The organism is Ruegeria sp. B10, assembly GCF_056539825.1.
Genome location: NZ_JBQFVP010000024.1, coordinates 20114 through 31902, shown reverse-complemented (window position 1 = coordinate 31902; position 11789 = coordinate 20114). Strand labels below are relative to the sequence as shown.

Sequence of the window (11789 nt, the reverse complement as noted above, 5' to 3'; positions counted from 1 at the left end):
CCGAAGCCGAAGCCGAAGCCGAAGCCGAAGCCGAAGCCGAAGCCGAAGCCGAAGCCGAAGCCGAAGCCGAAGCCGAAGCCGAAGCCGAAGCCGAAGCGTCCGTCGAGCCGTCGGAACCTATGCAGGCCGATGAGAAACCCGCTGAACCGACCCAGGAACAACGGGGCGGATTTGTTCCGGCCCTGATAGGTGGTGTGATTGCCGCGGGCCTTGGCTTTGCGGCTGCCCAAACGGGGCTAATCTCGTCTGGTGGGGCGGATAACTCGGACGTGATTGCGGCGCTCGAATCGAAGCTCTCGGAACAATCCGATCAGATTGAAGCGCTGACGAAGAAGCTCTCGGATGCGCCGGACGTGTCGGGCCTGACGGATCAGGTTCAGGCGCTGTCGCAAAAGCTGGATCCGGTCGATGCCGACCTGTCTGCCATGAAATCCAGCGTCGAATCTCTGACGGGTCAGATCGCGCCTCTGGCCGACCGGCTCACCGAGCTTGAGAAGGCGCCCATTGCTGCAAACACCTCGACCGAAGCGACCGCTGCTTTTGAAGCTGAACTGAAAAAGCTGCAGGACTCACTGGCGGCGCAGCGCGGTGAGGTCGAAAAGATGGTCGCCGATGCACAGGCGCTTGAGGCGAAAGCAACGGCCGAAGCGCAAGCCGCGACCAATCTGGCCATTCTGTCTCGCCTGCATGGACAGTTGGATGCCGGTCAGCCGTATTCAGACCTTTTGGGCGAACTGCAAGCGGGGGGTGTGAAGGTGCCGGATGCACTCTCAACGCCTGCGGACAAAGGGGTTGAGACGCTGTCGTCCTTGCGGTCCTCATTCCCTGCGGCGGCGCGTACCGCTTTGGCGGATGCGCGTGATGCGGATAAAGGCACGGGCGTGATCGCCTTTTTGCAACGCCAGACCGGCGCGCGATCGGTGACCCCCCAGGATGGGGATGGCCCGGATGCCGTGCTGTCGCGGGCTCAGGCGGCCTTGGCCGATGGTGATGTCGCCTCTGCCCTGACTGAATTGAAATCCCTGCCAGAGGCGGCGCAGACCGCAATGGCCGATTGGGAACAAGCCGCCCAGACCCGGGTCGCGGCGGTTGAAGCTGCCGATACGCTTGCTTCCGACCTGAACTCGAACTGAAGGACCTGCCATGCTGTGGTCATTGTTTAAGATCCTTGTTTTTGTTGCGATTATCGGCCTTCTGGCTTTGGGTGGTCACTTCCTTATGCAAACCAGCGGCGGAGTTCAGATTACCGTCGCCGGGGTAGAATACACGCTGGGGCCGCTGCAATCAGTGATCGCGCTGGGCGTGCTGGTCTTTGGCGTCTGGTTGTTCTTCAAACTGCTGGGCCTGCTGATCGCGACGCTGAAATTCCTCAACGGTGATGAAACCGCCCTGTCGCGCCATTTCGACCGTAGCCGCGAACGGCGTGGGTATGAGGCGCTGTCCGACGGTCTCATGGCGTTGGCATCGGGCGAGGGTCGCATGGCGATGGCCAAGGCCTCTAAGGCCGAGAAACTGCTGAACAAGCCGGAACTGACCAATTTGTTGGTGGCGCAAGCGGCCGAGATGACGGGCGACACCAAAAAGGCCTCGGAGACTTACAAAAAGCTGGTGACCAATAGTGCCACGCGCTTTGTCGGTGTGCGCGGTATCATGAAACAGAAACTGGCTGAGGGTGATGACGAAACCGCGCGCAAACTGGCCGAGAAAGCCCTGGCACTGAAGCCGCGTCACGAGGAAACGCAAGATGTCTTGCTGAACCTGCAGACCAAGGCGCAGGATTGGGCCGGAGCACGGTCGACTCTGACGTCAAAACTGAAGGCCGGATACCTGCCGCGCGATGTGTTCAAACGGCGAGACGCGGTTCTGGCCCTGTCCGAGGCCAAGGGCATTCTGGATGATGGCGCAAGCCTCGAGCAACAAGAACAAGCCATCGAGGCCAACCGCCTGTCACCCGATCTGGTGCCCGCCGCCGCCATGGCTGCGCGGGCCTATATCGAAAAGGGTAAACCGCGCGCGGCAACCAAGATCCTCAAGAAAGCGTGGGAGGTTCAGCCCCACCCCGACCTCGCCCATGCCTTTGCCGAGATTGCACCGGACGAGTCGGCTCAGGACCGGATCAAGCGGTTCACCGCGCTGACCCGTATCCACCCTGAGAACATGGAAACCCGCCTGATTCTAGCCGAACTGAATATCGTTGCTGAGGACTTCCCGGAAGCGCGTCGCGCGCTGGGCGATGTGGTCGAAAAACAGGCCGATGCACGTGGATACACGTTGATGGCGGCCATTGAGCGCGGTGAAGGTGCCTCGGACGCCGTTGTGCAGGGCTGGCTGGCCAAGGCCTTGACCGCGCCGCGTGGACCGCAATGGGTCTGCGAGAACTGTCATGACATTCAGCCCGAATGGGGTCCGGTCTGCCAGAATTGCGGCAGCTTCGATACGCTCAGCTGGGAGACGCCTCAGACGCCCGAGATCGCCACGGCTACAGGTGTGCATATGTTGCCTTTGATTGTGGGCGCCCTGGAAGATCAAACCTCGCCTAGCGAGGAGCCAGAACAAGAAGCGCCTGCCGAAGTGATCGAGCTGAACGCCGACGCGGTGGATGAGACCGTAGAGAAGCAGGCCTGATCCAAAAGGCTGAACTTTTCCGGCCCACAGCGGCCTTGCAATAGACAAAAGTTTTTGGCTCCGCCCCCAAGGGGCGCTGCTTTGGTGTGTTTAACGCCAGTGTGACGGGTTTCACTGACTTACCGGCAGCATTTGCCGCATTCTCTCGATGAATCGACCAAGCGTTTTAGATTGAGGAGAAACACAATGAAAATTGATGAAAAAGGCCTGGATAAATTTGAGAAAGAAGCGGACAAACTCGCGGCGGCGATTGTCCAGCAGTCCAAAATTATTGATCAGGCGGAAAAGGCGTCTCCTGTCGCGAAGAAAACACTGGCACCGTTGAAAAAGGCAATTGCAGTGGCGATGAAGCAAAGCAAAGCTGCGCAGAAGGCCATTTCGACTGCCAAGAAGAAAAAGTGTATGGACGAAAAGGCCAACAAAGACCTTCTGGTTCAAGTGTCGAAAGCTGCCAAGACTGCATCGGCGGCCAAGAAATTGATCGGTCACGAGGCGACGCATGTGGTGCAACAGGCCGTCCCGAAAGCGAAGCCGAAGCAGATGGAAAAGACCTTCGACGAAAAGCTGAAGTTCTGGCAAAACCTTGAAAAGAAAGCCAAGTAAGTCTGGGACAAAGGCCGGGGCCTACGCAGAGAAGTGCTTTGCGAGGCCCTAACGTCAACGCTCAAGGCATGAATGCGGTGCGTGTGATTGGAATCGGAGACTGAATTCCCCGAACACACGGGCTATTTCCCGGCCACCAATGCGGGCAATCAATTCAACTTAAGGGGATTTGGTGCCCAGGAGAGGACTCGAACCTCCACGTCCATACGGACACTAGCACCTGAAGCTAGCGCGTCTACCAATTCCGCCACCTGGGCAGGTGTCGTGAGGGGGCGTTTAAGCCCAGCGGCGGGGAGGGTCAACCAGATTCGGACAGATTTTTGAAAGTTTTTTGAACCACGCCGCTCGGACCCTTTTCACAGCGGGTCTCAATGCAAGACGCGCGGCGATTTGATGCCTTGTTTCAAAGGGGTTCGGGCGCTACTTCTACGTCAAAGCCACGCAGCAGGAGCCATCGAATGTCGAAACTGGTCACGATCTACGGAGGGTCAGGGTTTGTCGGGCGCTACATCGCGCGCCGTATGGCGGCCAAGGGATGGCGTGTCCGAGTCGCCGTGCGACGCCCGAATGAGGCCATGTTCGTGAAACCCTATGGCGTTGTGGGTCAGGTTGAGCCAGTGTTTTGCAACATCCGGGATGACGCCTCGGTGCAGTTGGCCATGCAAGGTGCGGATGCGGTTGTGAATTGCGTGGGTGTTCTGAACGAACTGGGCAAGAACGGGTTTGATGCAGTGCAGGCCGAAGGGGCCGAACGCATCGCGCGTCTTGCGTCCGAGAATGGCGTGGCGCGGATGGTTCATATCTCAGCCATTGGTGCTGATGCCGAGTCAGACAGCGCCTATTCCCGCACCAAAGCGGCGGGCGAGGCCGGAGTTCTGGCTCATATGCCTGATGCGATGATCCTGCGCCCTTCGATCATTTTCGGGACCGAGGATCAGTTCTTCAACCGGTTCGCCGCGATGACGCGGTTCGGGCCATTTCTGCCTCTGGTCGGGGCCGAGACACGGTTTCAGCCGGTCTATGTGGATGATGTGGCGCGGGCAGCCGAGCGAGGTGTCTTGGGGCAAGCGGCTTCGGGCATTTATGAGCTGGGCGGTCCTGAGGTGAAAACCTTCCGGGCTTTGATGCAGCAAATGCTGGAGGTCATTCATCGGCGCCGGGTGATTCTGGGTGTGCCGTTCTTTGTCGCCAAGATCATGGCCGGCGTGTTGGACATTCTGAAATTCGTCAGCTTTCAGCTGTTCTCGAACCCGATTCTGACGCGGGATCAGCTCAAAAACCTGCGACAGGACAATGTGGTTAGTGACAGCGCCAAGGGTTTTGCGGATCTGGGTATTGTGCCCACGACGTTGGATGCTGTTCTGCCCGAATACCTGTGGAAATTCCGCCCCTCGGGTCAGTATGACGACATTCAGAACTCGGCCAAGAACCTGCGGACCTGATCAGCTATAGGCGATCACCAGCAGGATCGCGCCCAGAATGACGCGATAGATGACATAGGGCGTGAAGCTGACACTGCGCAGCATGCGCATCATCAGGCTGAGGGCCAGCAAAGCCGACACGAAAGCAAAGAGGGCGGCGATCGCTCCGTCTTTTGCCAGTTGCGCGTCGGCCTGGTGGACTACGTCAAGGGACAGCAACACGCCCGAGGCGATGATGGTCGGGATCGACATCAGCATGGCGAGGCGCGCGCCCTCTTCCCGCGTATAACCCAGATGCCGCGCTCCTGTGATGGTGATGCCCGACCGGGATGTTCCCGGAATTAAGGCGATAGCCTGCCAAAGGCCCATGATTGCTGCGTCACGCAGGCTCCAATCGGCGGCGATCTTGGTCTGGGGGCCTTTCTGGTCCATCCAGTAGAGCAGCAGCCCAAACAGTAGCATGGTCCAGCCGATGACGGCGATGGATCGTAGCGCCTCGGTCAGGCCGGTCAGGAAAAGGACCAGTCCAGCGAGGACTGTCGGAATCGTTGCCACGATCAACCCCAGCGCCAACCGTGCCTGCGCCGTGTCGGTGCGCCCAGACAGCGCGGCGGGCAGCCCGCGGATTGCTTGTTTGACGTCGGACCAGAAGTACAAAACAACCGCGCCAAGCGTGCCCACATGAACGGCTACGTCGATGGTTTGGCCCTGATCCTGCATCCCGGTCAGGTTGGGCAGCAAGATCAGATGGCCGGACGAGGAGACAGGCAGAAATTCAGTAAGCCCCTGAATGATCGCCACGAGAATCAAGTGAAAGAGACTCATTTACCCTGCCGCACTGCCATCAAATTGCTTTGGGTTTATGGGTATTCTGGTGGTGTCGAAAAGGAAAGATGATAGATAGGTCCGTATCGGACATAAAAATAGAAGAAAAAAGCAAATATTTTGCGTGCCAGCCGAGATTTTTCTCAATTAGGTCAGTATATATGACTTTTCATATCTGAGGCGATCTCATAAAGAGATGCTTCCTAGCCAATTCATGGAGTCGGACCCGTGGCAAAGCAACCGATGTTGAAATTTGTGCAGATTGACCGAGTCATGCCTGAAAAGCGTGCCGCCGATGACCGCAAAGAAGACTTTGACGAAATCTACGCGGAATTCGCATCGGCCAAGGCTGCAGAGCAAGCCAGCCGCTGCAGCCAATGTGGTGTGCCCTATTGCCAGTCGCATTGCCCGCTGCACAACAACATCCCCGACTGGTTGCGCCTGACAGCGACAGGCCGTCTGGAAGAGGCCTACGCGACGAGTCAGGCAACCAACACATTCCCCGAGATCTGTGGCCGTATTTGCCCTCAGGACCGCTTGTGCGAGGGCAATTGTGTGATTGAACAGTCGGGTCACGGTACGGTCACCATCGGAACGATCGAGAAATACATCACCGACACCGCATGGGATAAAGGTTGGGTCAAGCCCGTCGTTCCGACCGCTGAACGCAGCGAAAGTGTCGGCATCATCGGCGGAGGCCCGGGTGGTCTGGCCGCAGCCGACATGCTACGCCGTGCCGGTATCCAAGTCACAGTCTATGACCGCTATGATCGTGCGGGCGGCCTGTTGATGTACGGTATCCCCGGCTTCAAGCTCGAGAAAGACATCGTCCAGCGCCGCAATGACCTGTTAGCCGATGGCGGGGTGGAGTTCGTTCTGAACTGCGACGTGGACGCCGCCAAATTTGACGAAATTCGCGCCAAGCATGACGCCGTGATTATCGCAACCGGCGTTTACAAGTCGCGCGATCTGTCCATGCCGGGCAGCGGATTGACGGGTATCGAGAAAGCGATCGACTTCTTAACCGCCTCGAACCGCAAAAGCTTTGGTGACGCGGTCGAAGATTTCGACAATGGCCGCCTGAATGCCGAAGGTAAAAAGGTTGTCGTTATCGGCGGTGGCGACACGGCGATGGACTGTGTGCGCACCTCGATCCGTCAGGGCGCGACCTCGGTCAAATGTCTGTACCGCCGTGACCGTGCCAACATGCCCGGCTCGCAGCGAGAAACGCAGAATGCCGAGGAAGAAGGCGTGGTGTTTGAATGGCTCAGCGCGCCCAAGGGCTTTACCGGTGACGACACTGTCAACGGCGTGATGGTGCAGAAGATGCGTCTGGGTCAACCCGATGCCTCGGGCCGTCAGGCCCCCGAAGTGATCGAAGGCGCGGATTATGTCGAAGAGGCCGATCTGGTGATCAAGGCGCTGGGTTTTGAACCCGAAGACCTGCCCACCCTGTTTGGCCAGCCCGACCTGCCGGTCACGCGCTGGGGCACCGTCAAGGCGGCCTTCCAGACCGGTGAGACCGAGATGGACGGCGTCTATGCCATCGGTGACATCGTGCGCGGCGCCTCTCTGGTCGTCTGGGCGATCCGGGATGGCCGTGATTGCGCCGATGCCATCATCGAGCGGTTCAATGCCAAGACGGTGGTCGCGGCTGAATAACCGCCCAACGCCGAAGTTCAACATTTTCCCTAAGGGATACGCGTTCGATCCGGAACGCCAGCCAAAGACCAAAACCAGGGACCCGGTACTGCGTGCCCCCTTGGAAGCAGGAGACAGCGAATGACCAAATTTGATGCCGATTGGGCGCGCGCCGAGGAAACCAAGCGCAAGTGGATGGCGGAAAACGGTCTTTATTCCGAAGAGGAAGAGCATTCCTCATGCGGTGTGGGCCTTGTGGTGTCCGTCGACGGTAAGCCATCGCGCAAGGTCGTGGATGCGGGGATCGATGCCCTCAAGGCGATCTGGCACCGGGGCGCTGTCGATGCGGATGGCAAGACAGGTGACGGCGCGGGTATCCATGTTCAGATCCCGGTTCCCTTCTTCTACGACCAGATCCGCCGTACCGGCCATGAACCCAATCTGGATGAACTGATCGCCGTTGGTCAGGTCTTCCTGCCTCGCACCGATTTCGGAGCGCAGGAGCAATGCCGGACCATCGTGGAAACCGAAGTTTTGCGAATGGGTTACTACATCTACGGCTGGCGTCACGTGCCGGTTGATGTCACCTGTCTTGGCGACAAGGCCAATGCGACCCGTCCTGAGATTGAGCAGATCCTGATCTCGAACTCGAAAGGCGTGGACGAAGAGACGTTCGAGCGTGAGCTGTATGTCATCCGTCGTCGCATCGAAAAAGCGGCTGCGGCTGCTGGGATTTCCGGCCTTTATCTGGCGTCGCTGTCCTGCCGCTCGATCATCTATAAGGGCATGATGCTGGCCGAGCAGGTTGCGGTTTTCTACCCCGACTTGATGGACGAACGCTTTGAGTCGGCCTTTGCGATCTATCACCAGCGCTATTCGACCAACACCTTCCCGCAATGGTGGCTGGCCCAGCCTTTCCGGATGTTGGCGCATAACGGTGAGATCAACACGCTGAAGGGCAACATCAACTGGATGAAGAGCCATGAGATCCGCATGGCGTCCTCAACCTTTGGTGACTATGCCGAAGATATCAAGCCGATCATCGCAGGTGGATCGTCGGATTCGGCCGCATTAGACTCGGTTTTTGAGGTTCTGGTGCGCGCGGGCCGCTCTGCCCCCATGGCGAAAACCATGCTGATTCCGGAAAGCTGGTCCAAACAGGCAGTTGAGCTTCCGCAGGCGTGGCGCGACATGTATTCCTACTGCAACTCAGTGATGGAACCATGGGATGGCCCTGCCGCTCTGGCCATGACCGACGGTCGCTGGGTCTGTGCCGGTCTCGACCGGAATGGTCTGCGCCCGATGCGCTATGTCGTAACAGGCGATGGTCTGGTTATCGCAGGCTCCGAGGCCGGAATGGTGCCGATTGACGAGGCTTCCGTGACCGAAAAAGGCGCTCTGGGTCCGGGTCAGATGCTGGCAGTGGACATGAAGCGCGGCAAGCTCTACCGCGACAAACAGATCAAGGACAAATTGGCCCGCGCCCTGCCGTTTGGTGAGTGGGTCAACAAGATCAACGATCTGGATGACGCGTTGGCCGGCGTGACCGAGACAGCCAAGTTTCGCGGAGAAGAGCTGCGCAAGCGTCAGATCGCGGCTGGCTACTCGATCGAAGAGCTGGAGCAGATCCTCGCGCCGATGGCCGAGGATGGTAAGGAGTCACTGGCTTCGATGGGGGATGACACGCCCTCGGCTGTGTTGTCCAAGCAGTACCGCCCGCTGAGCCATTTCTTCCGCCAGAACTTCAGCCAGGTGACAAACCCACCCATCGACAGCTTGCGGGAATACCGCGTGATGTCGCTGAAAACGCGGTTCGGTAACCTGAAAAACGTGCTGGACGAGGACAGCAGCCAAACCGAAATCGTAGTGCTGGGCAGCCCCTTTGTTGGCAACGCACAGTGGGACAAACTGGTTGAGACCTTTGGCTCTCCTCTGGCAGAAATCGACTGTAGCTTTGAGCCTGGTCGTGGCGCTCTGAGCGCCGCTTTGGCCCGTGTTAGAGCCGAAGCAGAGGAGGCTGTGCGCTCGGGCGCGGGGCATCTGGTGCTGTCCGACATGAACTCGGGCGAGGGCCGTGTGGCCATGCCGATGATCCTGGCGACCAGCGCGGTGCACTCACATCTGACACGGCAAGGGCTTCGGACCTTCTGCTCGCTGAACGTACGCTCGGCCGAATGTGTTGATCCGCACTATTTTGCGGTTCTGATCGGCTGCGGTGCGACCGTGGTAAACGCCTATCTGGCCGAGGACTCGCTGGCGGATCGGATTGACCGTGGTCTGTTGGACGGCACGCTGACGGAAAACGTCGCGCGCTATCGCGAGGCCATCGACCAAGGTCTGCTGAAGATCATGGCCAAGATGGGCATCTCGGTGATCTCATCCTATCGCGGCGGTCTGAACTTTGAGGCTGTTGGCCTCAGCCGCGCTATGGTTGCCGAGTACTTCCCCGGTATGACCAGCCGGATTTCCGGTATCGGTGTCACCGGTATTCAGGCCAAGGTCGAAGAAATCCATGCTAAGGCATGGGACAACGGCTTGGACGTTCTGCCCATCGGTGGGTTCTACAAAGCCCGGCAATCGGGTGAGACCCATGCGTGGGAAGCGACCTCGATGCACATGATGCAGATGGCGTGCAACAAGGCGTCCTACGAACTGTGGAAGCAGTATTCGGCCAAGATGCAGTCGAACCCTCCAATCCATCTGCGTGATCTGATGGATTTCAAACCGCTGGGCAAACCAGTGCCGATCGAAGAGGTCGAATCGATCACCTCGATCCGGAAACGCTTTGTTACTCCGGGCATGTCGTTAGGTGCGCTGTCGCCCGAGGCGCACAAGACGCTGAACGTAGCGATGAACCGGATTGGTGCAAAGTCTGACTCGGGTGAAGGTGGGGAAGACCCGGCGCATTTCGTGCCCGAGCCGAATGGTGACAACCCGTCGGCCAAGATCAAACAGGTGGCCTCGGGCCGGTTCGGCGTGACTGCCGAGTACCTTAACCAATGTGAAGAGCTTGAGATCAAGGTCGCCCAGGGTGCCAAACCGGGTGAGGGTGGTCAGCTGCCGGGTATGAAGGTCACCGACCTGATCGCGCGTCTGCGTCACTCGACCAAAGGCGTGACGCTGATCTCGCCGCCGCCGCACCACGACATCTACTCGATCGAGGATCTGGCGCAGCTGATCTATGACCTGAAACAGATCAACCCGCGCTGCAAGGTGACGGTGAAGCTGGTGGCGTCTTCGGGCGTGGGTACAATTGCTGCCGGTGTGGCTAAGGCGAAAGCGGATATCATCCTGATTTCGGGCCACAATGGCGGCACGGGCGCATCGCCTGCGACCTCGATCAAATATGCCGGTCTTCCGTGGGAGATGGGCCTGACCGAGGCGCATCAGGTTCTGGCGATGAACAACCTGCGCGACCGGGTGACCCTGCGGACCGATGGTGGCCTGCGGACCGGACGTGACATCGTCATGGCTGCGATGATGGGGGCCGAGGAATATGGCATTGGCACCGCAGCACTTATCGCGATGGGCTGTATCATGGTGCGTCAGTGCCAGTCGAACACCTGCCCGGTAGGAGTGTGTACGCAGGACGAAAGCCTGCGCGCCAAGTTCACCGGCAACGCGGATAAGGTCGTCAACCTGATCACCTTCTACGCGCAGGAAGTGCGCGAGTTGCTGGCCAGCCTCGGCGCGCGTTCGATTGATGAGATCATCGGTCGGGCCGATCTGCTGGATCAGGTCAGCCGTGGCTCGGCGCATCTGGACGATCTGGACCTGAACCCGCTACTGATCACTGTCGATGGCGCGCATGACATCGTCTACAACCGTGACAAGGACCGCAACGCGGTGCCTGATACGCTGGACGCCGAGATCGTGCGCGATGCGGCGCGGTTCCTGAAAGACGGTGAAAAGATGCAGCTGTCTTACGCGATCCAGAACACGCACCGGACCGTGGGTACGCGTGTCTCCAGCCATATCGTTCAGAACTTCGGTATGCGGAACACGTTCCAGGACGACCACCTGCATGTAAAATTGCAGGGCTCGGCAGGTCAGTCGCTTGGGGCCTTTGCGGCACCGGGTCTGAAGCTGGAAGTGTCGGGTGACGCCAACGACTACGTTGGCAAAGGTCTGTCGGGTGGCATGATCGTTGTCCGCCCACCACAGGTCAGCCCGCTGAAGGCAGATGACAACACGATCATCGGCAACACCGTTCTTTACGGCGCAACCGACGGGCAACTGTTTGCCGCTGGTCGCGCGGGTGAGCGGTTCGCGGTGCGAAACTCGGGCGCCAAAGTGGTGATCGAGGGCTGTGGCTCGAACGGGTGTGAATACATGACCGGTGGAGTCGCGGTGATCCTGGGTGATATTGGGGCCAACTTTGGTGCAGGTATGACCGGCGGCATGGCCTATCTGTATGATCCGGAGGGCAAGGCGCAGGCGTTGATGAACATGGAAACGCTGGTGACCTGCCCCGTGACCGTCGACCATTGGGAAGATCAGTTGAAATCCCTGATCGAGCGCCACGCGGCGGAAACCTTCAGCCGGAAGGCCTCGGACATCCTTCAGCATTGGGATGTTGAAAAGGCGAACTTCCTGCAGGTCTGCCCGAAAGAGATGCTGAACAAGCTCAGCCATCCTCTGACAAACGAAGTGGCTGCTGTTCCGGCCGAATAA

General features: G+C 58.9%; 7 protein-coding genes and 1 tRNA gene. 6 read left to right on the top strand and 2 right to left on the bottom strand.

Annotated elements, in window-relative coordinates; all coding sequences use genetic code 11:
* The 3 genes from ACR0J4_RS22660 to ACR0J4_RS22650 all read left to right on the top strand — a co-directional run.
* The coding region (locus ACR0J4_RS22660; RefSeq protein WP_480668829.1) for a COG4223 family protein at positions 1-1133 on the top strand (1133 nt) is incomplete at its 5' end.
* Positions 1134-1143: 10 nt separating this feature from the next.
* Entirely contained in the window at positions 1144-2625 is a 1482-nt protein-coding gene (locus ACR0J4_RS22655) for a heme biosynthesis HemY N-terminal domain-containing protein (protein ID WP_170643391.1), read from the top strand.
* Between the two features lie 186 nt (positions 2626-2811).
* Entirely contained in the window at positions 2812-3228 is a 417-nt protein-coding gene (locus tag ACR0J4_RS22650) for a hypothetical protein (protein WP_170643390.1), read from the top strand.
* Between the two features lie 170 nt (positions 3229-3398).
* Here the strand turns inward: ACR0J4_RS22650 and ACR0J4_RS22645 are convergent.
* Positions 3399-3485 (bottom strand) — tRNA-Leu (locus tag ACR0J4_RS22645).
* A 201-nt stretch (positions 3486-3686) separates the two neighbouring features.
* Between ACR0J4_RS22645 and ACR0J4_RS22640 the strand changes: the two genes are divergently transcribed.
* On the top strand, positions 3687-4670 hold the full coding sequence (locus ACR0J4_RS22640) for a complex I NDUFA9 subunit family protein (RefSeq protein WP_170643389.1): 984 nt from the start codon (positions 3687-3689) through the stop codon (positions 4668-4670).
* On the opposite strand, the gene ACR0J4_RS22635 is transcribed toward ACR0J4_RS22640, so the two are convergent.
* Positions 4671-5474, bottom strand: a complete 804-nt coding sequence (locus tag ACR0J4_RS22635; RefSeq protein WP_170643388.1) for an undecaprenyl-diphosphate phosphatase — start codon at positions 5472-5474, stop codon at positions 4671-4673. It lies immediately after the preceding gene.
* 228 nt (positions 5475-5702) lie between these two features.
* Here ACR0J4_RS22635 and ACR0J4_RS22630 point away from each other — a divergent pair, with 228 nt between their 5' ends.
* Both ACR0J4_RS22630 and gltB read left to right on the top strand, forming a co-directional pair.
* The gene (locus tag ACR0J4_RS22630) at positions 5703-7136 is read left to right on the top strand and encodes an NAD(P)-dependent oxidoreductase (RefSeq protein WP_170643387.1); all 1434 of its coding nucleotides are present in this window, start codon (positions 5703-5705) and stop codon (positions 7134-7136) included.
* A gap of 120 nt (positions 7137-7256) precedes the next feature.
* Complete coding sequence (gltB, locus tag ACR0J4_RS22625) at positions 7257-11789, top strand: glutamate synthase large subunit (RefSeq protein WP_170643386.1); 4533 nt, start codon at positions 7257-7259, stop codon at positions 11787-11789.

Bases quoted from the DNA above. Each gene is read 5' to 3' on its own strand.
- ACR0J4_RS22640 (WP_170643389.1), top strand. From the start codon at position 3,687: ATGTCGAAACTGGTCACGATCTACGGAGGGTCAGGGTTTGTCGGGCGC.
- ACR0J4_RS22635 (WP_170643388.1), bottom strand. From the start codon at position 5,474: ATGAGTCTCTTTCACTTGATTCTCGTGGCGATCATTCAGGGGCTTACT.
- ACR0J4_RS22655 (WP_170643391.1), top strand. From the start codon at position 1,144: ATGCTGTGGTCATTGTTTAAGATCCTTGTTTTTGTTGCGATTATCGGC.
- gltB (WP_170643386.1), top strand. From the start codon at position 7,257: ATGACCAAATTTGATGCCGATTGGGCGCGCGCCGAGGAAACCAAGCGC.
- ACR0J4_RS22650 (WP_170643390.1), top strand. From the start codon at position 2,812: ATGAAAATTGATGAAAAAGGCCTGGATAAATTTGAGAAAGAAGCGGAC.